We start from the raw sequence: 25,785 nt of genomic DNA on the forward strand, positions 1-25,785 counted from the left end.
AGCGGGAGAGGTGCGATTCGCACCTCCGATTCATGGCAGATTAATGGGATTGGCTGATGAAGGGAAGGACTAAAAAGCCATTCAGTCTTTGATGATTAAATCCCAATGTAGCGCAGTACCGGCTTTGATGTCTGTGCTCGCGGTTTGGCCGATAATATTGTCATAGTGCTTTGGTGCGAGACCGAAACCGGGTCTGACACTGCGCACGTTATCTGCGGTAAAGAATTCGCCTTTTTTGATGTCCTTGCTGACATAAAGGGAGCGGCGGAATTGGGCGTTGGCTTTTTCCGCTTCTTTCAGTTGATATCCTGCATTGCCGAGTGCCTGCCAAGCTGTTTCTGTATCTCGGCAAAGCGTTGTCAGCTCATCGGGCTCGAGTGAAAATGTCGAATCAGGACCCGGATCATTACGGCTCAATGTGACGTGTTTTTCGATGACACAAGCACCCAAGGCAACGGCGGTTACCGACACTGTTGTGCCCAAGGTGTGGTCTGACAGCCCGCCAATCACATCAAAGCGCGCGGACAAATCGGGGATAGTGCGCAGGTGACTTTGCGAGGCGGGAGCAGGGTAGGCACTGATGCAATGAAGCAGCACCAGTTCCTTACAACCGTTATCTCTTGCTGTTGCGACGGCTTCTGCGATTTCCTCATCGTTCGCCATGCCCGTAGAAATGATCATTGGTTTACCCGTTTGGGCAACATAGCGAATCAGCGGTAAATCAACCGCTTCAAACGAAGCAATTTTGTACGCAGGCGCATTAAGATCTTCGAGTAAATCCACGGCTGTGAAGTCAAAAGGCGTGCTGAATAGCGTGATGCCCACCTCTCTCGCTTTATCAAACAGAGGCTTGTGCCATGCGAATGGCGTGTGTGCTTCTTGGTACAGGTCGTACAGTGTACGTCCATCCCATAAACCACCTTTGATTTGAAATTCTTCAGTGTCGCAGTTGAGCGTGATGGTTTCGGCAGTGTAAGACTGCATTTTAATCGCATCGGCTCCTGCGCGTTTTGCCATCTCAATGGTCTGAAAGGCACGCTCAATGGAACCGTTATGGTTCGCTGACATTTCTGCAATGATATAGGGCTTATGATCGGGCCCAATTTTGCGCCCGTCAATAGTGATAAATGGGGTCATGATTTTCCACTCATGTTTTTGGCGCGTTGGTCTTTTTGCCAGTCTGCTTTGGTGAGGTGAAAGGCATAGTAAGGCGTTTCCGAACCATCGGCCCGTAGCATCGTTTGCTGCTTTGTGTTTTTCTGAAAGCCGAGCACCTCATGAAGGTGAAGCACTTTCGGGTTTTTGGCGAGTACGCGACTGTCAATCTGGTTAAGACCGAGGCATTCAAAGCCAAGCACCAGAGACTCATAAAGCAACTGCTTGCCGGTTCCCGCAGGAGCGTCGGGGGATTTGTAAAAACCCCATTCCGCAGTGCCGTCTTTAATACCAGTGAACGACATCATGCCAACAGGCTTTCCTTGAGATAGCGCGATAAAGAACTGCTTGCTTTCATCGCCTTGAATCGATGCAAACCACCGTTCGTGTTCTTCAGGTTGGATAACATGCTGGGAGAACATTTTTTCGCGAATTTCCGGCGCATTACGCCAGTTTCTGACCATCGATAGGTCTTGGACTACCATAGGTCGAAAGGTGATTTTTTCACTTTCCATTTCAGCAACGACACGCTCCGCACCGTTACCATCAATGTCTGATGGGGGCAGGCGGTGTGGGAGAGATTCCCAGTTGTCTGAAAGCCATGTCAGTTCGTTGAAATACGTGTTTGCGGTCGTCAAATCGCTGTTGCCTAAATAGCGGTAAATACCACTACTCGCCAAATGTTCTGCCATCAGACGCTGGTTTTCTGCAACAGAGACTAAGGTGCCGGGAACGCCAAGGCTTGCTCGTTCAATCGCGCTGACACCGGCTCCGCCAAATGCATATCGGCAAGCGGCCAAATCGGCTTCAAAGTCAGGGAGTACTTCCGTCAACGTGACAAAAGGAGGTAATGGTTCGCTCAACAGCTCGTCTTTGCGAGGATTCGCCATGCCAAAGACAATGGTGAGTTCAAAGGGCAATTCAGAAAACTTCTGGCTCGCGTTGAGAAGCTTCAGGCATTCGCCACTTGGGTCGGTACCACTAAAAAAGGCAATCACCTGATTGTTGAGCGGCTCTACCGGGTTAGTGCGCAATGTGGCAAACGTAGGTCGTAAAAGCCCGTATTTCGGTCCTAATAGTGGTGTGCAGTGGGTTGGAATTACGGCGTTATAGCGATTTTCGAAATCTGGCCAAGGGTTATGGTCGAGCACAATTTCGCAGTTAAGCGGTCGATTGGCGAGGTCATCGATAGCGAGAATGCTTGCCCCGCATGCTTTTATCGCACTGTGCCAGTTTTCTTCAATCGCGTAGTGATCGACGACAATCCAATTTGGGTGAAAATCGTTGAGTTTCGCCAAGCACTCGCTAGCGTCTTCTTGGAGAGAAACACCGAGCCAGTGTTGGTAGTCATCGGGCGCAGAAGGTGCTACTTGCTGAATCGCGTTCAATGCAATGACATCAATGCCTTGTTGCTGCGAATAGGCAATGAAATTGCCCTCTAACTCGCGGCTTAGCATCACGACATCATGACCGTGCTCTTTCAATTTTTGTGCAAGCACGAGACAACGCATGACGTGTCCTGTTCCAATAAAACGGGACGCGTCTACACGGATGGCTACCTTCATAGCTCCCCTCGCTGGGAAAGGATTTGGTAAAGCATTTCAGCGCGGATCCAGTCATCTGGCTCATCGATATCTTGAACACGGTAGTGCGGAATTTGAACCACTTTCGAGTGCGGTGCAAAAATAGGTAAACCAGATAAGAAAGCATCAGGTCTTCCCCAGTAGAACATGCCAGCATCGTGGTAGGCAGGCTCTAAATCTTGAGAGCGAGTTGAGAAATGTTCAGGCCAAAACATCTCAACATTTTCGTCTTTGTTGAGGCGAATACTGCGCTGAATGGGAAACGAAAAACGCGTAGCGGCGAAGGTATATTGGGTGTTGTGACTTTCTAAGAGCGCAAGCCCTTCAACCAAATCCATTGCTCTTGTGAATGGCACCGTTGCATAGAGGCAACATACAGCCTCAATCGTTTTATCTGTATCGGCCTGTAGCCACTCGATTGCATGTTTTATTACATCGAGTGTTGTGGCGTGATCATCAGAAATACTTGCAGGACGAATGAAAGGAACCTCTGCCCCTAATTCATTCGCAATGGCTGCAATCTCATTGTCATCCGTAGAAACAATGATCCGATCGAAAAGTGCACATTTTTTCGCAACTTCAATTGCATACGCAATAATAGGACGGCCAATAAATGACTTCAGGTTTTTACCTGGAATCCTTTTACTGCCACCTCTGGCGGGAATAATACAGACTCTCATGTAATCCTTCTAAGCAAGTACTTTAGCCAATGACTCCACGATGAAGTCTTGTTCTTCTTCTGTCATATCTACAAATAAAGGCAAAGTAAGTGCAGCGTGATAATAGTTTTCTGCGGCAAGAAACTGCCCCCAGTCAAAACCGAGTTTGCGGTAATAAGGCTGAGTATGAACCGGAATATAGTGCACATGGACACCAACGCCAGCAGCGCGCATAGCATCGAATACTTGTCGGCGGCAATCAGGGTTGTCCAATTGAATGACATATAAATGCCATGCCGACAATGTGTTTTCAGCGACAACCGGAGTTTTGAGCGGCAGTGATAACAGCTTCTCGTGGTAGCGTTGAGCGAGCTCATTTCGACGCGCCACGAATTCATCCAAACGTGAAAGCTGCGACGTACCCAGTGCTGCTTGAATGTCTGTCATGCGATAGTTGAAGCCCAAATCCTGTTGCTCGTAGTACCAAGCACCTTGGTTTTTGTCTTCAAGCGAATCGGTGTCACGTGTAATGCCGTGGCTACGAAGGTTTTCCATCGCTTTTGCAAGCTCAGGGTTGTTAGTCAGTGACATACCACCTTCTGCGGTGGTGACAATTTTCACTGGGTGGAAGCTGAAAATGGTGATGTCGCTGTAACGGCAGTTACCGACATACTCACCTTGATACTTGCCACCAATCGCATGGGACGCATCTTCGATGACGTTGAAGCCGTATTGCTTGGACAGGGCATGAATGGCTTGCATGTCGCAGCTCTGGCCGCACATATGTACTGCAACAAGTACATGCGGCAAGGTGTTATCTTTTTCAGCTTGCGCGAGCTTTTCCGCCAGAGCAGAAGGGCAAAGGTTATATGAGATTGGGTCGATGTCGACGAAATCTACCTCAGCACCACAGTACAGGCCGCAGTTAGCTGACGCGACAAAGGTATTTGGCGATGTCCAAAGTCTTTTTCCTTCACCCAATCCCAAGGCTAAACAGGCAAGGTGCAGACTGGATGTCGCACTGTTTGCTGCGAACGCGTACTTCGCGCCGACTTTGTTTGCAACGGCTTGTTCAAACGCCGTGACTCTTGGGCCTTGTGTGATGAAATCAGATGTCAGGGCTTCAACAACGGCGTCGATATCGCCCTGACTGATGGTTTGTTTTCCGTAGGGAATCATGCTTGTTGCTCGAATTCCAGAATCTGCTCGACAGTCAAAAACTCAGGGTTAGTCCCCGAGTGATACTCGAAGCCTGCAGGCACAGGTTCACCGATTTCGCCTAGTGGGTTTTGCGAGTAATCATAGTCTGCAGAGTAAAACTTGATGGTTGGACGCATCACGTAGTGGTCAGAAAACTCTAACGTTAGATGTGAGTCGTCGCTTGGACACATAATTTCATGCATCTTCTCACCCGGACGAATACCAATTTCTTTAACTGGTGTGCCGTTACCATAAGCGGTGGCCAAATCCAGTAGGCGAACAGAAGGGATTTTCGGCACGAAAATTTCGCCGCCCTGCATACGAGCAAAGTTCTTCAGTACGAAATCTACGCCTTGTTGAAGCGTGATCCAAAATCGCGTCATGTCTGGGTGTGTGATTGGCAGTGACTCTGCACCTTCTGCAACCAGCTTTTTGAAAAATGGCACAACAGAGCCGCGAGACCCTACAACGTTACCGTAACGAACAACCGCGAATTGCGTTTGTGCGCCACCTGTCATGTTGTTAGCTGCGACAAACAGTTTGTCCGAACACAGTTTGGTTGCGCCATAGAGGTTATTTGGGCTGGCTGCTTTGTCGGTAGACAGAGCAATGACCTTTTGAACGTTATTGGCAATCGCAGCACGGATGATATTTTCGGCACCGTGAACGTTGGTTTTGATACATTCCATCGGATTGTATTCTGCCGCTGGAACCTGTTTCAGAGCAGCTGCGTGAATCACGTAGTCGACGTCATTCATTGCCTGCATCATGCGGTCAGCATCGCGCACATCGCCGATGAAATAACGCATGCACGGGTCGTTGAACTCTTGCTGCATTTCGAACTGCTTGAGCTCATCGCGAGAAAGGATGATCAGTCGCTTAGGCTTGTAATGCGCGAGAATGGTCTTGGTGTATTTTTTCCCGAAAGAGCCGGTACCGCCGGTGATCAAAATTGACTTGCCGTTAAACATTGCAATCCTTAAGCGTTTGTCTCAGTAATTAAATGAATTTTAACGTATCGCCGTTAGATAGATCGCAGAAAAATACGCACTCCGTGATTGGTTGTCCAAAAAAAAGCAACCCATTGGGTTGCTTCGGTGAAGTTTTGTGTAATTTGATTACTTATGACGCTCTTTTAGCTTATTTGCTACGTCTTCCAGCGAGAAGCCTTGATCTTGCAGCAGCACCATCAGGTGATACATCAGGTCTGCGGATTCGTTAATTAACTCCTCCTTATCGCCCGACGTCGCTGCAAGCGCGACTTCGACGCCTTCTTCGCCCACTTTCTGCGAAATGCGCTTGGTGCCCTTTGCATACAAGGACGCCGTATAAGACGTTGAAGGATCGGATCCTCGACGGGATGCCAACACCTGCTCCAGTTGATGAAGAAACACCAGAGAGGGTTTGTTTGCGTCGTCTTCACCCCAACATGTTTCGGTGCCCAAGTGACAGGTTGGGCCGATGGGGTCAGCTTGAACCAGCAGGGTGTCTTTATCGCAGTCGACAGAGATGTGCTTAAGCTGCAGCACGTTACCTGAGGACTCGCCCTTGGTCCAAAGACGCTCCTTTGAGCGGGACCAGAAGGTGACTTGTTGGGTATCTAGCGTTTTAGCCAAAGCGTCTTGGTTCATGTATCCCAGCATGAGTACCGCACCGCTTTTGGCGTTCTGCACGATGGCAGGGATCAAGCCTTGGGTCTTTTCCCAATCGATTTGCTCCGCCAGGGCAGCATTTCCTTGTGTCTGACTCATAAGCGGATCTCCACGTTTTGTTGTTTTAAGTATTTCTTGAGATCACCAATATTGATGATCTGCTTGTGGAACACGGACGCTGCGAGCGCACCGTCAACATTTGCTTTTTCAAAGGCGTCAGCAAAGTGAACCATTTCACCCGCGCCGCCAGAAGCAATCAGTGGAACATGGCAGACTTCGCGCACCATGTTGAGCTGTTCAAGATCGTAGCCGTTGCGCACACCATCTTGGTTCATCATGTTCAACACGATTTCACCCGCGCCACGTTTTTGCACTTCCTGGACCCAATCGCGCGTTTCCCATTGGGTTGCTTTGGTACGGTGTTCATCGCCCGTGAATTGGTAAACCTGATATTTGCCGGTCTCTTTGTCGTAGTAAGAGTCCACGCCGACAACGATGCATTGCACACCAAACTTTTCTGCAAGTTCAGTGATGAGCTCTGGGTTTGCCAGAGCAGGGGAATTGATGGAAATTTTGTCTGCACCGAATTCCAGAATGCGTTTTGCGTCTTCGGCTGACTTAATACCGCCTGCGACGCAGAAAGGGATGTCGATGACTTCTGCGACACGCGCTACCCAGCTTTTATCGACGACACGGCCATCACTGGATGCTGTAATATCGTAAAACACCAATTCATCCGCGCCTTCTTCCGCGTAACGCGCGGCTAAAGGCACGATATCACCAATGATTTCGTGGTTACGGAACTGAACGCCTTTTACCACTTGACCATCACGAACATCTAAACAAGGAATTATCCTTCTTGCCAACATGCGAATGCCTCCTCAGCGGTAAATTTGCCGTCTAGCAGGGCACGGCCTACGATGACCCCAGCCACGCCAGAACCTTTCAATGCTTCGATGTCAGCGAGTGAGCCGATGCCACCGGAAGACTGGAATTGCACTTGCGGGTAAGCCGCACACAGGTCTTTGTAGAGTTCGACGTTAGAGCCTGCCAAGGTGCCATCGCGGGAAATGTCCGTACATAACACGTGCTTAAGACCAACCTTCAGAAAGTCTTCGAGCAGTGCTTCAATGGTTACGCCAGAATCTTCCTGCCAGCCAGAGACGGCGACAATTCGGTTGCCTTCCTCGTCAATGTTGATGTCCAGTGCCAGCACGATGTGTTCTGGGCCGTACTTTTCCATCCACCCTTTGACGATTTCGGGTTGTTTAACGGCAGTCGAACCAATCACGACGCGCTTTGCGCCAGCACGCAGCAGCTCAACGACATCACTTTCTTTTCGAACACCGCCGCCAATCTGAATATTGGCAGGTGTGCTGGCAATCAGTTTTTCAATCAGTGGCAGTTGACGAGCGGTCGTATCTTTTGCGCCCGTCAGGTCAACGAGGTGCAGCCAGTTTGCGCCGGCATTGTGATAAATCGCGAACTGTTCGCTTGGGTCGACTTTATACTCAGTGACCTGTCCGTAATCGCCTTGATAAAGGCGGACGACTTGGCCTTCAATCAAATCTAATGCAGGAATTATCATCCTTATAACTCCAAAAAGTTCTTAATCAGTTGCGCGCCCGCTTTGCTTGAACGCTCTGGGTGGAATTGCACACCGTAGTAATTTCCACTTTGTACGGCAGCGGTGAAAGGCTTGCCGTAATCGCATTGGCCGATGGTGTAATCACCAACAGGCATGGCGTAGCTGTGTACGAAGTAGAAGTAGCTGTTCTCAGGAATATCTTTGAACAGCGGGTGATTATCGACTGGTGTGACGGTATTCCAACCCATATGGGGCAGGGGAAGAGTGTCGGTTTCCATCAAGGTTGTGTCAGCATCGACATGACCCAGGCAGTTCACTGTCTCTTTCCCTTCCTGAGAAGACTTACCGAGAAGTTGCATACCAAGACAAATGCCTAAGAGCGGCTGCTTAACTTGGCGGACAAGCGCGATCAAATCGCGCTCTTCTAGGTTTTTCATGGCTTCGGTTGCGGTGCCGACGCCAGGTAAAAACAGTTTGTCAGCGGCTAGCACAACGTCGGGGTCGCGACTGATAGTCACATCGTAGCCCAAACGCTCAATGGCGAAGCGTACTGAGCTGACGTTGGCACAACCGGTATCAATGATAACGATCTTGCTCATTACAACACCCCTTTACTGCTTGGCAATTCATTACCTTCCACGCGAATTGCCTGACGCAATGTACGGCCGAACGCTTTAAACAGACTTTCTACGATGTGGTGCGTGTTGTGACCGTCTGATGAAAGGTGCAAGGTGCACGCAAGCGTATCAGTCAACGAGCGGAAGAAGTGTTCCACCATTTCGGTAGAAAGGTCACCGACTTTCTCTTGCGAGAAGGTAGCATCAAATTTCAGGTAAGGACGACCAGACAAGTCGAGCGCACATTGTGCAAGGCATTCATCCATCGGAAGACTGAAACCAAAACGGCCAATGCCGCGTTTGTTACCTAGGGCATCTTTCAGAGCCTGACCTAACGCCAGTGCCGTGTCTTCCACTGTGTGGTGGTCATCAATGTGTAAATCACCGTCAACGGCCACTTCCATGCGGAAGCCGCCGTGCGTGGCGATTTGATCCAGCATGTGGTCAAAGAAACCAAGGCCAGTATTGATGCTGTTACCGCCGCTTTCATCAAGGTTCACGGTGATACGGATGTCAGTTTCTTTTGTGGTACGGACAACCGTTGCAATACGCGGGTTGGTAGTCAAATCCTTAAGGATTTTCGGCCAGTCCATGGTTTCAGGGTTGTACTGAATACCGCGGATAGCCATGTTCTCTGCCAGTTGGATATCGGTCTGGCGATCGCCAATGACGGCAGAGGTTTTGAAATCCACACGGCCTTGCTGCAGGTAGTCTTTGACCAAGCCGAGCTTAGGCTTTCTGCAGCTACAACCTTCGTGGTCGAAGTGCGGGCAAATCAGTACGTCGGCAAACTTCACGCCTTGAGATTCGAAAATCTCCATCATCATGTCATGCGGTGCATCGAAGTCCGCTTGTGGGTAGCTGTCAGTGCCCAAGCCGTCTTGGTTGGTCACCATCACCAGCTTGTAGCCTGCATCCTGCAAAGCCAGCAGTGATGGGATGACGTACGGCTCTAGCTTGAGTTTGTCGAGACGGTCAACCTGAAAGTCCACAGGTGGCTCGACAATCAAGGTGCCGTCACGGTCGATAAAGAGGATTTTTTCTTTCACAACAAATTCCTTTTTGTTTCGCGCTTTTATGCCAACTGTTGGCGGATAAAGGTTAGCGTTTTTTCACACTCTTCACGGTTACCGACGCTGATACGAATGCAGCCTTCGATTGGAGAGCGGCGAAGAATAATGCCGTGGTCCCAAAGGGCACTAAACAGCAGTTCCGCGTCAGGGAATTTCACTAGCAGGTAGTTGCCGTACCCATCAAACACTTCCACGCCAGAGAGCATGGACAGGCCTGCTTGTAAGTATGCGCGATTTGCATTCAAATCCAGCACTTGATACTTCATGCGTGCCAGACCTGCTTCATTTAAAGCCTGACAAGCAATCTCCGTCACTGGTACTGGCACAGGGTATGGCGCGATGACTTTTTGCATCAGCTGAATGATTTGCTGATTCGCAAGGGTGAAGCCACAGCGCAGACCCGCTAGCGCAAATGCTTTAGACAGGGTGCGAAGGATGGCCAGATTAGGATAGCGAACCAGAAGATCAACCGTTGACGCTTCCGGACAGAAATCGATATAGGCTTCATCCATCACGACCAACGCACGACCCGCCGTCATTTCCAGCAGTGCTTCAATGTCGTTGCGGTCAATCAGGTTGCCGGTCGGGTTGTTTGGGCTACATACAAATACTAACTTCACGGTGTCGAGGTTCTTCTCGATTTCTGGCAGGTTAAGCTGCCAGAAATCCGTCAGTGGTACCGTCTTACGCGCAACACCTGCTGTTTCAGCACTGATGCTGTACATGCCGTAAGTTGGCGGACAGAACAGAATGCTGTCTTCGCCCGTTTCACAGAAGGTGCGAACCAAAAGCTCAATGCTTTCATCCGCTCCGCGCGAGGTCAGTACTTGTTCTGGGCGAACACCTGCATACTCAGCGTAAGCACGGATAAGCTCTTCTGGCTGACAGGTGCTGTAGCGGTTTAGACCTGCACCATTGATGGTGTATTCGTTGTTAAACGGTGATTCATTGGCATTCAGCCAAACATCACCAGAGCCACCCAAGCGGCGGGCAGACATGTAAGGGGTCAATGCCTGAACATCCTTACGGGCTAATTTTTCAATGTCCATAGAAACCCCTGAAATCACTGTAACTTGTTGAGCTTTTCGACGCGGATAGTCACTGCATTGCGATGTGCGTCCAAGCCTTCTGCATTGGCCATCGCTACCACGGTTGGTGCGAGAGCCTGTAATCCATTTGCAGACAGTTCTTGCACTGTCATGCGCTTACTAAAGTCCGCCAAACCCAAGCTTGAGTATGTGCGTGTGTAACCATAGGTTGGCAGCACGTGATTGGTACCTGAAGCGTAATCGCCAACAGATTCCGGTGACCATGCACCAAGGAAAATTGAGCCTGCATTGTCCAGTAGTGGAAGAAGCTCTCGTGGGTTCTTGGTTTGGACAATCAGGTGTTCAGGACCATAGTTATTCGAGATAGCAACACACTGTGTGAGGCTTTCCGCGATGATGATCACGCTTGAACCCAATGCTTGGCTGGCAATGTCAGCTCGGGTTAGCTGCTTCAGTTGTTTTTGAACCGCATCGGCGACTTTCTCTGCCAGCACGGGGGATGGCGTGACAAGAACCACTTGAGAGTCTGGGCCGTGCTCAGCTTGGCTTAGCAGGTCTGCTGCAACGAAATCTGCGTCTGCATCTTCATCTGCTATGACCAATACCTCTGAAGGGCCTGCGGGCATATCAATGGCTGCGCCAGCGTGATCATTGCTAACTTGACGTTTAGCCTCGGTCACGAAGGCATTGCCGGGACCGAAAATTTTATCGACTTTGCAGACGGTCTCGGTGCCGTAAGCCATCGCCGCAACTGCTTGGGCACCGCCAAGGTTATAAACCTGATCGATACCACAAAGCTTGGCAACGTAGAGAATCTCGTCAGCAATCGGTGGCGGTGAACAGAGCACCACTTTTCTGCAACCAGCAATTTGAGAAGGCACGCCAAGCATCAATACGGTAGAAGGCAATGGTGCGCTGCCGCCAGGGATGTACAAGCCGACACGGTTTATCGGGCGGGTAACTAATTCACAGACGACGCCTGGCATGGTTTCAACCGTCAGCGGTTCCGGTTTTTGCGCTTTGTGGAAACAGGCGATATTGTTGTAAGCCTGTTTCAATGCCGTCTTGATTTCTTCACCAAGACGAGAAGCCGCAGCGTCGATTTCTTCCTGAGACACACGGATGTTCTCTGGCACGACTTTATCAAATTTCTCGGTCAGTGCTTTGAGCGCGGCATCACCACCAGTGCGAACATCATTAATGACCGATGTTACCGCGTCTGTGATTGATGCACTTTCTGAAATAGCAGGACGTTCTAACGCTTTCTCCTGCTGTTGTTCACCGAGTGATTTCCAAACCACTGTTTTCATGGCTTACTCCATCATCTTCTCAATTGGCAGCACCAGAATGGAGCTTGCACCCAATTCTTTTAGCTTTTCCATGGTTTCCCAGAATAGGTTTTCGGTACTGACCAGATGTACAGCAACACGCTGTTTGTCGTGTGCCAAAGGTAGGATGGTAGGGTCTTCTGCTCCTGGAAGTAGTTCAACAATCTTCTCCAGCGTTTCGCTTGGCGCATGAAGCATGATGTACTTAGACTCTTTTGCTTGAATCACACCGTTGATACGGGTCAACAGGCGGTCGATCAGTGCGGCTTTGTCTTGCGCAAACTCGCCAGTACGTTGAATAAGAACAGCTTTTGAACGGAAGATGACTTCAGCTTCTTTCAAGCCGTTTGCTTCTAGCGTTGCACCTGTCGACACCAAGTCACAGATTGCGTCTGCTAGACCTGCGCGCGGGGCAACCTCTACTGAACCATTCAGCATACAAGTGCTGAATTTCACGTCTTGTTTATCGAGGTAGGCCTTAAGAATGTTTGGATAGGTCGTGGCGATACGTTTGCCAGCCAGATCTTGCGGGCCGTTATATTCTTGGCCTTTTTCAATTGCTACGGAAAGGCGGCAACCGCCAAAACCAAGTCGGCGAAGTTTATTGAATTCGCTTGGTTCACCCAGCGCAACACGCTCTAGTCGAACTTCTTCTAGCTCGTTTTCGCCAATGACGCCAAGATCTACCACGCCATCCATGATGAGGCCTGGAATGTCATCATCACGCACTAGCAGGAGGTCGATTGGCATGTTTTCAGCGTGAACCACTAAGCGGTCACCCGAAAAGTTTATTTTCACACCGCATCGCTTGAGCAGTTCCTGACACTCTTTCGCAAGGCGGCCTTTTTTCTGAATGGCAATTCTTAGACGTTCTGTTTGCATGATCTATTCCCTGTATCTTTTCGCTCGACCCTATTTCCTTGAAGTCTGAGCGCAATTTTTAAAATCCTAAAAAGTAAAAACCCCCGGAAGGTGCTCTTCCGGGGGTCTGAAACTTGTGTTCGCTTTGATGACCGTGGAAGAACTTTTCCTCGTCTTCCAGTCGAAACCAACTCTCCCGAAAGACTACTCAGGATGGTGATGATGGTGAATGGTCATTAGCGATTGTTGCATACTGCTTATCTCGTTCCGTGATTCAAATTTGCAGGACGTTTTAACGTCTACTTGGTAATCACACTAACAAACTCACTAAATATTGCAACAAGTAATTGAGGGATTTTGCCATTTAGCGGTGCTGTTAACACAGAGCAGTGAAAAGTCGGTATTTAGGCAGAAAAGGACGTCGTTAGATGAAGGGTAAGTGACGGTAATTTTTAAAGATAATTGCAAGCGAAGGCGGGGCTAAGCGAAGTGAGCGCATACCCAAAATGGTTTTCATTATATGTATATATCTAGCAAGCTGTTCTTCTTCTTTTGGGTTTCTGTGGAAGACTGCTCTTGCTCGACCTCTTCGCGTTCTTCTTCCTCAGTGATTTTCTGCTGTTGTTGTTTCGCTTTATCTTGCTTCAGAACCGTGTGCACCTTTTGGGGGGCAAGGTCTGTAATTTTGGGGAACCAAGTCATCGCAATGCTCCATGATTTGCTCCCCCAACTTATCGGCTAATTATTGAACTTCTTGAGTGTTTTTTAACCGCAGCACTTTTTGTGCTTTTTACCGCTTCCACAAGGGCAGGGATCGTTACGGCCTACTTTCTCGGCTTTTGGATATTCGCCATCGATATAAAACCACAGATTCTTACCGTTTTTTTCTTCGTTCAAGAATCGCGATTTTTCATGCAGGGTGTATTGCTTCCCGCCATCAACATAATGGGCCTTAAATTCGACGAAGCCTTGCGTTCCATCGGCGTCAACAGAGCTGTTGAGCACTTGAAGCATCAGCCATTCGCTGTTGATGGAGTCGGCAATAGCATCTCGATGTTGCTCCGCGCCGCAAGACGGATGGTAGGTATTGACGACATAATCGACCAAGCCTTTTACATGTGCACTGTAGCGGGAGCGCATCAGCTTCTCAGGGTGATCGGCTTTGGCGTGATCTAGATGGATAGGTTCACAGCATTGACTGTAGTCAGCCTGACTACCACAAGGGCAAAGTTCTGCGGTCATGAATAGGACACCGAATTAATAAAAAATCGCGCCTATTCTCTGAATCGCCCTTGCGTTAGTCAAGCTGTTCAAGAGGCTAGAAGGTTCTTAGGTACCAGTCGTATTCGAGCGTTGTAATATGTTGCTCAAACTCTTCCAATTCCTTCTCTTTGCAAGTAACGAACACATCAATGAAATCAGTGCCCATATACTGACGGAGAATGTCACAGTCACTGAGTTCGCGCAGCGCATCACGAAGGTTATTTGGCAAAGGAGTATTTGGCACATCGTAGGCATTACCGACGATTTCCGCAGGAGGCTCAATGTTGTTATCTATGCCATACATGATGGAGGCAAGGAAAGCACTCATCATCAAGTAGGGATTTGCATCCGTGCCAGCAACACGGTGCTCGATGCGTGTGGCAGCCGGGACATCGCTTGGGATGCGCAGTGCTGTTGTACGATTTTCTACGCCCCATGTCGCCGCATTGGGGACATAAAAGTCAGGGCTGAAACGGCGATAAGAGTTGATGTTTGGACACAATATGGCGAGATATTGTGGAAGTAAGGTCAGTAACCCTCCCAACGCATATTTTAAGGTGTCGGTCATTTCACCTTGCTCTGCAGGTTCAAACACATTCTTGCCATCATCATCAAGCAGGCTGAGGTGAAGATGCATGCCATTTCCCGCTTGATCGGCGTAGGGCTTGGCCATGAAGGTGACATCATATTCGTGGTTATGCGCTACTTGTTTTATGACACGTCGAAGCAGCAGAGCGTGGTCACAAGATGCAAGTGCATCGTTAGTATGCTTCAAATTAATCTCAAATTGCCCCGGTGCGGATTCCGCCACAATGGTGTCGGCAGGCAAGCCTTGAGCACGTGCAGCATCAATGATTTCAGTCAACAGGTCGGCGTATTCATCAAGATCGTCCAGAGAGTAGACCTGGGTGTTTTCGGGGCGCTTACCCGTTACAGGGGAAATGGGTGGAAGAGGAGCCTTACCTTCTCCCTTGGCATCGATTAAATAGAACTCCAACTCAAAGGCTGACACTGGCGTCAAACCGCGCGCTTTCATTTGTCTCAGCGTACGGCGAAGGATCATTCTTGGATCGCCAAAAAAGGGCGTTTCAGGGGTTTCGTACATTTCCAAAAGTAATTGAGCAATGGCGCGTTTTTGCCATGGTTGACGCGTGAGTGAACCGGCGACGGGAAAACAAATGGCGTCAGATTCGCCAATCTCGAGCCCTAATCCTGTTTCTTCTACAGGCGTACCTTTGATGTTCATGCCATAGATGGAAATGGGGAGTGCGATACCTAATTCATACGCTTTAGTCAGTTTGTCTTTCTCGACACGCTTGCCTCGGACAATTCCGTTCATATCCAAAAGCAATAGGTCGACAAAATCCACATCTGGGTTCTGTTCTAGAAACTGAACGGCTTCGTTTATATCGGGCAAATTGGTATCTGCCGAGGTAAACATTTCCCTGTCTGTTTGATATCGCATGCGTCACCTGCCTGGGTGTAAATTATATCAATCACTCCTAGTGATACCCCTGAGTGAATAGTAAACCGCCCATCTTGTCAACTGAGATCACGGTCACGCTTTGTCTATTTTGGCTTCAAATCAATGCGATAAGGCCTTAGGAATTGGTGAGTTACCATTGTTAAGAAAATGTTTAATAATTCGTCAAGAAGTGTTGATTAGCTCACTTGCGTCATTTATTTTTAACGTGTAGCGTGTGAAAAAATGAACGCTTTGTTCAAGTGAACCATGCGTAATAGGAATAGCCAGTACCTTTCTAGGGATAGATATTTGAGGTGTTTATGCTCCAGTCCGTGATGCCACTTGTCGGTGTTACAGCGTGTACCAGCCAGCTAGGTCTGCATCCTTTTCATATTGCAGGCGATAAGTATGTGCGGAGCGTGGTGGACGGCGCAGGCTGCTGCCCGATGATCATTCCTGCGTTGGCTGATGCCTTACCCATGGATCGTCTTCTCTCAAACCTTGATGGGGTGATGTTTACGGGATCACCTTCAAATATCGAGCCTCACCATTACGATGGTGAAGCCAGTGACTCAGATACCCATCATGATCCTGCGCGTGATGCCACCACATTGCCGATGCTGAAACGCGCGGTTGAGCTTGGTATTCCAGTGTTGGCGATATGCCGCGGCTTTCAAGAAATGAACGTGGTGTTTGGTGGGTCACTTCACCAAAAACTGCACGACGTAGGTGGCTATATTGAACACCGCGAAGACAAGACCGCAACCGTGGGCGTGCAATATGGTTTATCTCACACAATTACAATTGAACCGGGGGGTGTGCTCTGCGAGGCGTGGGGCCGTTCCTCTGCTGACGTTAACTCTGTTCATACTCAAGGCATAGACAGATTAGGCAAGGGATTGCGGCCAGAAGCTTACGCGCCAGATGGTCTTATTGAGGCTGTCTCTGTCATACATGCTAAACAATTTGCTTTAGGGGTTCAGTGGCATCCTGAGTGGGAAGTCACAAAAAATCCTTTTTATTCAGCTATCTTCGAAGTATTCGGAAACGCCTGTCGGCTGAAGGCAAAGGAACGTGAGACAAACTATGAACAAGCTTAAGAAATGGTTAAAGGACAACGAAATCACTGAAGTTGAGTGTGTCGTCAGCGACCTGTCAGGGATTGCTCGCGGTAAAATTGCACCTGTCGATAAATTTCTCCACGAAGGAGAAATGCGGCTGCCTGAAAGCGTACTTTTACAAACAGTCACGGGTGACTATGTCGATGACGATTTGTATTACGCACTGCTCGATGAAGCAGACATCGACTTCATTTGTAAACCCGATGAGGATGCGGTTTATCTGCTTCCTTGGACGATTGAGAAAACAGCACAAATCATTCACGACACCTTCGATAAGATGGGAAATCCTATCGATCTTACGCCTCGTAACGTATTGAAAAAAGTACTTAAGCTTTACGAAAACAAGAATTGGAAGCCTGTCGTTGCACCTGAGATGGAGTTCTATCTCACCGCGCGTTGTGATGATCCCGATTTGCCTCTAGAGCCACCGATTGGTCGCTCAGGTCGCGTAGAAACCGGGCGTCAGTCATTCTCGATTGATGCGGCCAATGAATTCGACCCACTGTTTGAAGACATGTATGACTGGTGTGAAACGCAGGGACTTGCCATTGATACCTTGATCCATGAAGAGGGTGTGGCGCAGATGGAAATTAACTTCCGTCATGGTGACCCGCTTGTACTCGCTGATCAGGTGTTTTTGTTTAAACGTACGTTACGCGAAGCCGCACTTAAACATGAAGTCGTGGCAACGTTTATGTCCAAACCCATAACGGACGAACCGGGTAGTGCTATGCACTTGCACCAAAGCATTGTGAGCACAGAAACCGGCAAAAATATATTCACCAATGAAGATGGCACCAGCTCGTCGCTATTCTATGGGCACATCGCAGGACTTCAGCAATACATTCCGCAAATGCTTCCTATGTTTGCACCGAATGTGAATTCTTTCCGCCGATTCCTTCCTGATACGTCTGCGCCAGTCAATGTGGAATGGGGAGAAGAGAACCGCACTTGTGGCCTTCGAGTTCCAAGCTGTTCACCACAAAGCCGCCGTGTCGAAAATCGATTACCGGGCGCAGATGCGAACCCGTATATTGCCATTGCGGCGAGTTTACTTTGCGGCTACATCGGCATGGTTAAAGACCTTAAGCCAACGCCACCCGCGCAAGGCAGAGGCTACGAGCTTCGCAGCCCCACATTGCCTTACACCTTAGAAAATGCGCTTGAGCGAATGGAAGACTGTGATGAAGTCGCCGAGTACTTGGGTGAGTCCTTCGCCCGTGGCTACATCGCGGTTAAGCGAAAAGAGCAGGAGAATTTCAAGCGAGTGATCAGCTCGTGGGAACGCGAGTTTCTGCTACTGACAGTGTAATAGGGGACAACCTAACGGTTGCGATTAAATCACCAACAAGGATGTGGGAGGCGATATGACTCACGCCGTACAAAATCTAGATACACGATCTCTGCAAGCATTGGACAACGCACATTATTTGCACCCGTTTAGCGACCATAAATCGCTACGAGAAAAGGGTGCGAGAATGATCGTGCGAGCGGAGGGCGTTTATATCTGGGACAGCGACGGCAACCGCATTCTTGATGGTATGGCTGGCCTTTGGTGCACCAACATTGGTTATGGCGAAAAGCGATTGGCTGATGCCGCTTATCGCCAAATGATGGAACTGCCTTACTACAACAGTTTCTTTCAGTGTGCGCATCCGCCAGTGGTTGAACTGGCAAAAGAGATTGCCGCATTGGCGCCTGATCATATGAATCAAGTGTTCTTTACGGGGTCTGGTTCTGAATCGAACGACACAGTTCTGCGAATGGTACGCCACTATTGGTCGCTCAAAGGTCAACCCGACAAGTTTACGATTATCGGTCGTCATAACGGTTATCACGGTTCAACGGTTGCCGGTGCCAGCCTTGGTGGTATGAAAGCCATGCACAAACAGGGCGGCCTTCCTATTCCTGGTATCCACCATATTCCTCAACCTTATTGGTTTGGTGAAGGTGGCGATCTTTCCCCGGAAGAGTTTGGTATTCAGGCTGCGCAGGAATTGGAGAAAGCGATTCTCGACATCGGTGAAGACAAAGTGGCTGCCTTTATCGCTGAACCCATTCAGGGGGCAGGTGGTGTTGTTATCCCTCCTTCTACCTACTGGCCTGAAATCAACCGTATTTTAGCGAAATACGACATCTTGATGATTGCTGACGAGGTTATTTGCGGATTTGGACGCACAGGCGAATGGTTTGGTAGCCAATACTTCGGTATCAAGCCTGACTTTATGCCAATCGCCAAGGGGATGACATCAGGTTATATCCCGATGGGAGGTGTCATAGTCAGTGATCGCGTTGCCAATGCCTTTGAAGAAAAAGGCGGTGACTTTAACCACGGTTATACCTATTCAGGTCACCCCGTTTCGGCCGCGGTCGCATTAGAAAATCTCCGTGTGATGAAGGAGAAAAACCTCGTCCACTATGTCAAAAATGACATTGGCCCTTACCTTCAATCGAAATGGCAAACGCTGGCAGAGCACCCGCTTGTCGGTGAAGCGCGAGGTGTGGGGTTAGTTGCTGCGATTGAGCTTGTGAAAGACAAAGCAACGCGTACACGATTTGGTGAGGACGTGGGAATTGGTGAGGTTTGCCGAGACTTCAGTGTCAACAATGGCCTCGTGATGCGAGCATGTGGTGACACCATGATCATCAGCCCCCCTTTGGTGATCACGCATAAAGAAGTAGATGAATTGATTGAAAAAGCCTGGTTGGCATTGGATTTGACGCTATCGCATTTGCAGGCTCAGGGGGTTGTTTAACGCTTGGTTAAACAACACCAAAACGGTTCAAAGTGCTAGTGCTCTCGAGCACTAGCAAACCATCAACACTGATTTAATAAAAGCTAATCAGTGAGGAGCTAACTCCGAAAAGGAAGAACCCAAAGGAGAGAACATGAAGATGGCAACTCGACTAAAGGTCACGGCAACCATGCTTGCAGGCCTGATGGTTTCAACTGGGCTACATGCTGAAGAAATCCTTCGTATTTATAATTGGAGTGATTACATCGCCGAAGATACGATTGAAAACTTCGAGAAAGAAACAGGCATCAAAGTCACTTACGATGTCTATGACAGTAACGATGTACTCGAAGCGAAGTTGCTCTCTGGCAACTCAGGCTATGATCTCGTCGTACCGTCGAACAACTTCCTTGCTAAACAAATCAAAGCCGGTGCATTCCAGCCGTTGGATAAGAGTCTATTAACTAACGGTGGCAACCTCGATGCGAAATTGATGCAACGCCTTGAAATGGCGGATCCCGGGAACCAATATGCGATTCCTTATATGTGGGGGACGAATGGTATTGGCTATAACGTCGATAAAATCAAAGAACGCCTTGGCGATGACATTCCAGAGAACAAACTGGACTTATTGCTGGATCCCAAATACGCCGCCAAGCTAAAAGATTGTGGCATAGCTATGGTCGACTCTGCGGATGAAGTGATGCCGCAAGTACTGCAATACATAGGCAAAGATCCAAACTCTACGGCAAAAGGCGACTACAAAGAAGCGGGCGAAGCGCTGGCGAAAATCCGTCCCTACGTGACGTATTTCCACTCTTCTCGCTATATCACTGACCTTGCAAATGGTGACATTTGCCTTGCTTACGGTTTTTCTGGTGACATTTTCCAAGCGGCGTATCGTGCTGAGGAAGCAGGGAATGGACAGGTCATTGACTATGCCATTCCAAGTGAAGGTGCGCAGCTTTGGTTTGACATGATGGCGATCCCTGCTGACGCGAAAAACGCGAAAAACGCGCATGCATTTATGAACTACATTCTGCGTCCTGAGGTTATCGCGCCGATCACTGACTATGTGGCGTATGCCAATCCAAATCCGGCATCCAACAAGCTGGTGGATCCTGACGTCCTGAATAACCCTTCCATCTACCCTCCTCAGGAAGTCATGGCGAAGTTGTTCGTGTCTGAAGTCTTGCCACTCAAGATCAGTCGATTGAACAACCGAACCTGGACCCGAATGAAAACTGGCCAGTAAGGAAAAGGGGAGGGCCTATCGTAGGCTTTCCCCGTTAATCACAGTCTGAGTAGTAACAGGGAGGGACGGAGTGTGACCAGTCCACAAAGTACCGGTAACGGCAAAACGACACAGGAATTACTGCGAATCGATCGCGTCAGCAAGCTCTTTGGCGATGTTCGCGCAGTTGATGATGTCTCACTGACCATCGAGAAAGGCGAAATATTCTCTTTGTTGGGGGGCTCAGGGTCGGGAAAATCAACCTTGTTACGCATGTTAGCCGGGTTTGAAAAACCCTCCAGCGGTCGTATTTATCTCGACGGCGAAGACATCACAGACATGCCACCGTATGAGCGTCCTATCAATATGATGTTTCAGTCTTACGCACTGTTTCCTCACATGACTGTGGCGCAAAACATCGCGTTTGGCCTCAAGCAGGACAAACTGAAAAGAGCGGATATTGACGAACGTGTCAGCGAGATGTTGCGTCTGGTGCATATGGAGCAATATGCCAAACGTAAGCCGCACCAACTCTCTGGTGGTCAGCGACAGCGTGTTGCATTGGCTCGCTCGTTAGCGAAACGCCCCAAACTCCTACTTCTTGATGAACCCATGGGGGCGTTAGATAAAAAGCTCCGCACCCAAATGCAGCTTGAAGTGGTAGAAATTCTTGAGCGTGTTGGTGTGACTTGCGTGATGGTGACACACGATCAGGAAGAAGCCATGACAATGGCAGGGCGCATTTCCATCATGCATGAAGGATGGATTGCACAGACGGGCACGCCGACCGATATCTACGAAAGCCCAAATAGCCGTATGATTGCGGAATTCATTGGATCAGTGAACCTGTTTGAAGGTGAAATCGTGGTGGATGAAACTGACCACTGCATTATTGAATCCCATGAAACGGTGAAACCCATTTATGTCGGACACGGCGTCGATACCAATGTAGAAGATAAAAAAGTCTGGTTGGCATTGAGACCAGAGAAAGCTTTGCTATCTCGCGAAGAGCCGCAGGAAGACTATAACTGGTCAAAAGGGGTGGTGCATGACATCGCCTACCTTGGTGGTACGTCGGTGTACTACGTAAAGTTGCCCAGCAACAAAGTCGTGATGTGCAGCATGGCAAACATCTCTCGCCGACAGGAACGCCCTACCTGGGATGATGAAGTGTTTATCAGCTGGGAGGCCACCAGTGGTGTGGTGTTACGCGTATGACCGTATCAACGAAACCCAAAACCTCGGTGTCTGATCTGATCAAAGCACCCCATAAAAACCGCATTCTATTTCCCAAGGGGCGGCACATCACCATGGGGATCCCGTACCTTTGGTTGTCGCTGTTTTTCGCTGTTCCGTTTCTTATCGTATTTAAAATAAGCTTTTCTATGGCGGCGTTAGCCATACCGCCTTATGAAGCTATCTTTGAATACGTCGATGAAGTGATAGAAATATCGCTGAATCTAGAAAATTACCTGCGCATTTTTGACGACGATTTGTATTACCTTGCGTATCTTAGCTCGTTAAAAATTGCCTTTATTTCTACGCTGGGTTGTTTGTTTCTTGGCTATCCCATGGCCTATGCCATTGCGCGAGCCCCCGCCAAAATGCAGACCGTGTTGTTGCTTCTTATCATGCTCCCTTCATGGACCTCTTTTCTCATACGCGTTTATGCATGGATGGGGCTACTGAGCAACACGGGGATCATCAATAACACCTTGATATGGATTGGCATTATTTCCGAACCAATCCAAATATTGAATACCAATATCGCTGTATATATCGGCATTGTTTATACCTACTTGCCGTTTATGGTGCTGCCGCTCTATGCCAATTTAGTGAAGTTAGATGGGAGCTTGCTAGAAGCAGCGTCTGACTTGGGCTCCCGCAACTTTAATACCTTCTGGACAGTCACGTTGCCTTTGTCAAAAGGCGGCATTATTGCCGGCTCCATGCTGGTGTTTATTCCTGTGGTTGGGGAGGTGGTCATACCTGAACTACTTGGTGGACCAGAAACCCTCATGATCGGCAAAGTGCTGTGGCAAGAGTTCTTTAATAACCGTGATTGGCCTGTGGCGTCAGCGTTGGCGATCGTGATGTTGCTGTTGCTCATTATCCCCATCACGCTGTTCCACCACTATCAATCCAAAGACATGGAGGCTGACCGATGAAACGCTGGCAATTTTCCACGGTCATGCTTTGGGTAGGTTTAGTGTTTCTCTACCTGCCGATGTTGATCCTGGTTATCTATTCTTTCAATGCTTCCAAATTGGTGACAGTGTGGGGTGGCTTCTCCCCAAAATGGTATGGCGAATTGTTCAAAGATGAGCAGATTCTTCAAGCTGTTTGGACGAGTTTGCGGATTGCATTTTACAGCTCCACCATGGCAGTGATCATCGGTACCCTCGCCGCGTTTGTCATGACACGTTTCCGTCGTTCATGGGGCAGGCTCACGCTTTCCAATATGATCACCGCACCGCTAGTCATGCCCGATGTCATCATCGGTTTGTCGCTGCTTCTGCTATTTGTACAGATGGGTGAGCTATTTGGTTGGCCCGCAGAGCGGGGCATGACGACAGTATGGATTGCGCACTCCACGTTTTGTGCCGCGTATGTGGCCGTCGTGGTTTCTTCCCGATTACGCGAGCTGGACTTTTCCATTGAAGAAGCGGGTATGGACTTGGGGGCGACACCGCTCAAAGTCTTCTTTGTGATCACCATGCCCATGATTGCACCCGCATTAATTGCCGGTTGGTTGCTGAGTTTCAGCTTGTCGCTGGATGATTTGGTGATCGCGAGCTTTGTCTCTGGCCCGGGTTCAACGACCTTGCCTATGGTGGTCTTCTCCTCGGTAAGGCTGGGTGTATCGCCGAAAATTAATGCATTGGCAACGCTGATTATCCTTGTTGTTTCCCTGTTTGCTTTCTTGTCTTGGTATATCGCCAAGCGTGCAGAGCAAAAATCGCTGGAAGAAATGAAACGACTGAAAGAGGAAACAGAATAAGCTTCATCAACATTGCAGTAATCAAAACAGCATAAATCAGGACGGAATCATTATGTTGGAACAAACTGAATCCATTGCGTTGCAGCAACCCAGACAGGCGACTCAATCCGACCATGCGCCGTCCTATTATGCTGCGTCTGCGAATGCCTCTCCGGCAAGAGAAACGCTGAAAGACAACATCACAACGGATGTGTGCATTATCGGAGCAGGCTATACGGGATTGTCCTCAGCACTCCATTTATTGGAAGCGGGCTTCAACGTTGTTGTGCTGGAAGCAGCCAAAGTCGGTTGGGGCGCATCTGGGCGGAATGGCGGGCAGATTGTTAACAGCTATAGCCGCGACATTGACGTGATTGAAAAGACCGTAGGGAAAGACAAAGCGGCACTGTTTGGTGAAATGGCGTTTGAAGGTGGCAAGATCATTCGCGAGCGTGTCGAGAAATATAACATTCAGTGCGATCTGAAAGACGGCGGTATTTTCGCTGCATTGAACGATAAACAAATCAAAGAGCTAGAACATCAAAAAGCTCTTTGGGAACGCCATGGGAATAGTCAGCTAGAGCTTCTCTCAGCCAATGATATTCGCAATATGGTGGGTTCTGAACGCTATGTCGGCGGGTTGCTGGATAAAAGTGGTGGGCATATTCATCCACTTAATCTAGCACTTGGTGAAGCGGCGGCTGTAGAAAGCCTAGGCGGACAAATTTTTGAGCACTCTGCCGTTGAGCGCGTCACTCGTGGTGAGCCCGTGAGAGTGCATACCGCTGGCGGATCCGTGACTGCGGATTTTCTGATTGTGGCGGGGAATGCGTACCTTGGTGGGTTGGTGCCTGAGCTTCAAGCGAAATCTATGCCTTGCGGTACGCAAGTGGTCACGACTGAACCTTTATCCGATGAGATGGCAGCAAGTCTGCTGCCACAAGATTACTGCGTCGAAGACTGTAACTACTTGTTGGATTACTTCCGTTTATCTGGTGACAAGCGGCTTATCTATGGAGGAGGGGTCGTTTACGGCGCGCGAGATCCGGAAAATATTGAAGCGATTATTCGCCCTAAAATGCTTAAAACCTTTCCACAACTCGCCAACGTGAAAATTGATTATTGCTGGACAGGTAATTTCCTGATGACCTTATCTCGATTGCCACAAGTGGGACGGATTGGGAGTAACATTTACTACTCGCAAGGGTGCAGTGGTCACGGTGTAACTTATACCCACTTGGCAGGACGTTTGGTGTCCGAAGTCTTGCGAGGGCAAGCAGAGCGGTTTGATGCGTTCGCCAGCTTGCCGCACCTTCCTTTCCCTGGTGGGCATATGCTAAGTGTGCCATTTTCCGCACTGGGGGCGTGGTATTACACGTTGAGGGATAAACTTGGAGTGTGAACTGTTAAGTAAAAAAGCGTCCGTGTCGGACGCTTTTTTTAAAAATTCGCAGGCGTTGTCGCACTAAACAACCGACATGTCGTATCAAATGGATTGGCAAATTTGTGCGGCTTATTGCTGTCGAAGTAGTAACTGTCACCTTCTTCCAAGACGAACACATCATCGCCTACAGTGAGCTCTAAACGGCCTTCAATGACAATGCCGGACTCTTCGCCTTCATGTTGTAGCATGTCGTCACCAGAATCTGATCCGGGTGGATAGATCTCAGAGAGGACAGACAGCGCGCGGTTTGGGAATTCTTTACCGACCACTTTCATAGAGACGGTTTCTGAGCCTATTTCAAGCAAGTCTTCCTGACGATAGACGACAGGTGTGGTATCGCTTTCGGCCATGTCAGCTGAAAAGAATTCCACCAATGACATTGGGATGCCGGACAATACTTTTTTCAGCGAGCTGACGGAAGGGCTGACACTGTTTTTCTCAATCATTGAGATGGTGCTGTTGGTAACGCCTGCGCGTTTAGCCAATTCACGCTGTGAAAGCCCGCGGCCTTTTCGTACTGCCTTGAGGTTTGCACCGATATCCAATGTCACACACTCCTTTTCTGACTCATTACAGTATCTGTAGTAGATTTTGAACATTCAATCCTACTTACCCTGTGCGCTATATCAAGTTTTTTGTGCCGCTTTGCGGGTTCCGTAAATAATATCGAGCAAAAGGGCATTTCATGTGAGATCTGTTGGACGCAAGGTACTGTTTTCTTATCATCATCTCATTACTCATCTTTCGTGGTTCTTGGTAGGGAAATCGGTAACGTGAC

The 25,785-nt window shown here is 48.9% G+C and carries 25 protein-coding genes and 1 other annotated feature; of the genes, 8 read left to right on the forward strand and 17 right to left on the reverse strand.

The genetic code is table 11. The annotated features are described in order from the left end of the window. Positions 1-81: 81 nt before the first annotated feature. The 16 genes from pseI to LRP49_RS18045 all read right to left on the reverse strand — a co-directional run bounded on the left by pseI (position 82) and on the right by LRP49_RS18045 (position 15,493). On the reverse strand, positions 82-1,137 hold the full coding sequence (pseI, locus tag LRP49_RS17970) for a pseudaminic acid synthase (RefSeq protein ID WP_274143687.1): 1,056 nt from the start codon (positions 1,135-1,137) through the stop codon (positions 82-84). Continuing rightward, positions 1,134-2,720 carry a UDP-2,4-diacetamido-2,4,6-trideoxy-beta-L-altropyranose hydrolase gene (gene pseG / locus LRP49_RS17975; RefSeq protein WP_274143688.1) on the reverse strand — a complete coding sequence of 529 codons (1,587 nt, stop codon included), beginning with the start codon at positions 2,718-2,720 and terminating at the stop codon, positions 1,134-1,136. The genes pseI and pseG overlap by 4 nt, the downstream gene beginning before the upstream one ends. Then, complete coding sequence (gene pseF / locus LRP49_RS17980; RefSeq protein WP_274143689.1) at positions 2,717-3,418, reverse strand: pseudaminic acid cytidylyltransferase; 702 nt, start codon at positions 3,416-3,418, stop codon at positions 2,717-2,719. Before pseF ends, pseG begins: the two co-directional genes overlap by 4 nt. 9 nt (positions 3,419-3,427) lie before the next feature. Then, positions 3,428-4,576: a UDP-4-amino-4,6-dideoxy-N-acetyl-beta-L-altrosamine transaminase gene (gene pseC / locus LRP49_RS17985; protein WP_274143690.1), complete on the reverse strand. Its 1,149-nt coding sequence runs from the start codon at positions 4,574-4,576 to the stop codon at positions 3,428-3,430. Beyond that, positions 4,573-5,568: a UDP-N-acetylglucosamine 4,6-dehydratase (inverting) gene (gene pseB, locus LRP49_RS17990; protein WP_274143691.1), complete on the reverse strand. Its 996-nt coding sequence runs from the start codon at positions 5,566-5,568 to the stop codon at positions 4,573-4,575. Before pseB ends, pseC begins: the two co-directional genes overlap by 4 nt. A 147-nt stretch (positions 5,569-5,715) precedes the next feature. Next, positions 5,716-6,348 carry a bifunctional phosphoribosyl-AMP cyclohydrolase/phosphoribosyl-ATP diphosphatase HisIE gene (gene hisIE / locus LRP49_RS17995; RefSeq protein ID WP_274143692.1) on the reverse strand — a complete coding sequence of 211 codons (633 nt, stop codon included), beginning with the start codon at positions 6,346-6,348 and terminating at the stop codon, positions 5,716-5,718. Further along, positions 6,345-7,118 carry an imidazole glycerol phosphate synthase subunit HisF gene (gene hisF, locus LRP49_RS18000; protein WP_274143693.1) on the reverse strand — a complete coding sequence of 258 codons (774 nt, stop codon included), beginning with the start codon at positions 7,116-7,118 and terminating at the stop codon, positions 6,345-6,347. The genes hisIE and hisF overlap by 4 nt, the downstream gene beginning before the upstream one ends. Further along, complete coding sequence (gene hisA, locus LRP49_RS18005; RefSeq protein ID WP_274143694.1) at positions 7,100-7,837, reverse strand: 1-(5-phosphoribosyl)-5-[(5-phosphoribosylamino)methylideneamino]imidazole-4-carboxamide isomerase; 738 nt, start codon at positions 7,835-7,837, stop codon at positions 7,100-7,102. The genes hisF and hisA overlap by 19 nt, the downstream gene beginning before the upstream one ends. A gap of 2 nt (positions 7,838-7,839) precedes the next feature. Then, complete coding sequence (hisH, locus tag LRP49_RS18010; protein ID WP_274143695.1) at positions 7,840-8,436, reverse strand: imidazole glycerol phosphate synthase subunit HisH; 597 nt, start codon at positions 8,434-8,436, stop codon at positions 7,840-7,842. Further along, positions 8,436-9,503, reverse strand: coding sequence for a bifunctional histidinol-phosphatase/imidazoleglycerol-phosphate dehydratase HisB (gene hisB / locus LRP49_RS18015; protein ID WP_274143696.1), 1,068 nt, complete (start codon positions 9,501-9,503; stop codon positions 8,436-8,438). Before hisB ends, hisH begins: the two co-directional genes overlap by 1 nt. Positions 9,504-9,529: 26 nt before the next feature. Beyond that, positions 9,530-10,570 (reverse strand): histidinol-phosphate transaminase, encoded by a 1,041-nt coding sequence (gene hisC / locus LRP49_RS18020; protein ID WP_274143764.1) that lies wholly within the window; start codon positions 10,568-10,570, stop codon positions 9,530-9,532. Between the two features lie 20 nt (positions 10,571-10,590). Continuing rightward, complete coding sequence (gene hisD, locus LRP49_RS18025; RefSeq protein ID WP_274143697.1) at positions 10,591-11,886, reverse strand: histidinol dehydrogenase; 1,296 nt, start codon at positions 11,884-11,886, stop codon at positions 10,591-10,593. Between the two features lie 3 nt (positions 11,887-11,889). After that, entirely contained in the window at positions 11,890-12,786 is an 897-nt protein-coding gene (gene hisG / locus LRP49_RS18030) for an ATP phosphoribosyltransferase (protein ID WP_274143698.1), read from the reverse strand. 71 nt (positions 12,787-12,857) lie between these two features. Further along, positions 12,858-12,994 (reverse strand) — a sequence feature (His leader region). Positions 12,995-13,281: 287 nt separating this feature from the next. Then, positions 13,282-13,467, reverse strand: a complete 186-nt coding sequence (locus LRP49_RS18035; RefSeq protein ID WP_274143699.1) for a hypothetical protein — start codon at positions 13,465-13,467, stop codon at positions 13,282-13,284. A gap of 63 nt (positions 13,468-13,530) precedes the next feature. Then, the gene (locus LRP49_RS18040; protein WP_274143700.1) at positions 13,531-14,007 is read right to left on the reverse strand and encodes a YchJ family metal-binding protein; all 477 of its coding nucleotides are present in this window, start codon (positions 14,005-14,007) and stop codon (positions 13,531-13,533) included. Positions 14,008-14,083: 76 nt separating this feature from the next. Beyond that, entirely contained in the window at positions 14,084-15,493 is a 1,410-nt protein-coding gene (locus LRP49_RS18045; RefSeq protein ID WP_274143701.1) for a glutamine synthetase family protein, read from the reverse strand. A gap of 320 nt (positions 15,494-15,813) precedes the next feature. Between LRP49_RS18045 and LRP49_RS18050 the strand changes: the two genes are divergently transcribed. From LRP49_RS18050 to LRP49_RS18085, 8 genes are all read left to right on the forward strand, one after another. Then, the gene (locus LRP49_RS18050; protein ID WP_274143702.1) at positions 15,814-16,593 is read left to right on the forward strand and encodes a gamma-glutamyl-gamma-aminobutyrate hydrolase family protein; all 780 of its coding nucleotides are present in this window, start codon (positions 15,814-15,816) and stop codon (positions 16,591-16,593) included. Continuing rightward, complete coding sequence (locus tag LRP49_RS18055) at positions 16,580-17,926, forward strand: glutamine synthetase family protein (protein WP_274143703.1); 1,347 nt, start codon at positions 16,580-16,582, stop codon at positions 17,924-17,926. Before LRP49_RS18050 ends, LRP49_RS18055 begins: the two co-directional genes overlap by 14 nt. Before the next feature lie 55 nt (positions 17,927-17,981). After that, entirely contained in the window at positions 17,982-19,370 is a 1,389-nt protein-coding gene (locus LRP49_RS18060; protein ID WP_274143704.1) for an aspartate aminotransferase family protein, read from the forward strand. A gap of 133 nt (positions 19,371-19,503) precedes the next feature. Further along, on the forward strand, positions 19,504-20,604 hold the full coding sequence (locus tag LRP49_RS18065) for a polyamine ABC transporter substrate-binding protein (protein ID WP_274143705.1): 1,101 nt from the start codon (positions 19,504-19,506) through the stop codon (positions 20,602-20,604). 72 nt (positions 20,605-20,676) lie between these two features. Then, the gene (potA, locus tag LRP49_RS18070) at positions 20,677-21,801 is read left to right on the forward strand and encodes a polyamine ABC transporter ATP-binding protein (protein WP_274143706.1); all 1,125 of its coding nucleotides are present in this window, start codon (positions 20,677-20,679) and stop codon (positions 21,799-21,801) included. Then, complete coding sequence (locus LRP49_RS18075) at positions 21,798-22,751, forward strand: ABC transporter permease subunit (protein ID WP_274143707.1); 954 nt, start codon at positions 21,798-21,800, stop codon at positions 22,749-22,751. Before potA ends, LRP49_RS18075 begins: the two co-directional genes overlap by 4 nt. Continuing rightward, a complete protein-coding gene (locus LRP49_RS18080) occupies positions 22,748-23,584 on the forward strand; it encodes an ABC transporter permease subunit (RefSeq protein ID WP_274143708.1) in 837 nt (278 codons plus the stop codon). The genes LRP49_RS18075 and LRP49_RS18080 overlap by 4 nt, the downstream gene beginning before the upstream one ends. A gap of 52 nt (positions 23,585-23,636) precedes the next feature. Next, positions 23,637-24,965, forward strand: a complete 1,329-nt coding sequence (locus LRP49_RS18085; protein ID WP_274143709.1) for an NAD(P)/FAD-dependent oxidoreductase — start codon at positions 23,637-23,639, stop codon at positions 24,963-24,965. Between the two features lie 38 nt (positions 24,966-25,003). Here LRP49_RS18085 and LRP49_RS18090 read toward each other — a convergent pair whose 3' ends face one another. Then, positions 25,004-25,552: a cupin domain-containing protein gene (locus LRP49_RS18090; protein ID WP_274143765.1), complete on the reverse strand. Its 549-nt coding sequence runs from the start codon at positions 25,550-25,552 to the stop codon at positions 25,004-25,006. Between the last annotated feature and the right edge of the window lie 233 nt (positions 25,553-25,785).

The organism is Enterovibrio qingdaonensis (genome assembly GCF_028683135.1).
GTDB classification, from domain to species: domain Bacteria; phylum Pseudomonadota; class Gammaproteobacteria; order Enterobacterales; family Vibrionaceae; genus Enterovibrio; species Enterovibrio qingdaonensis.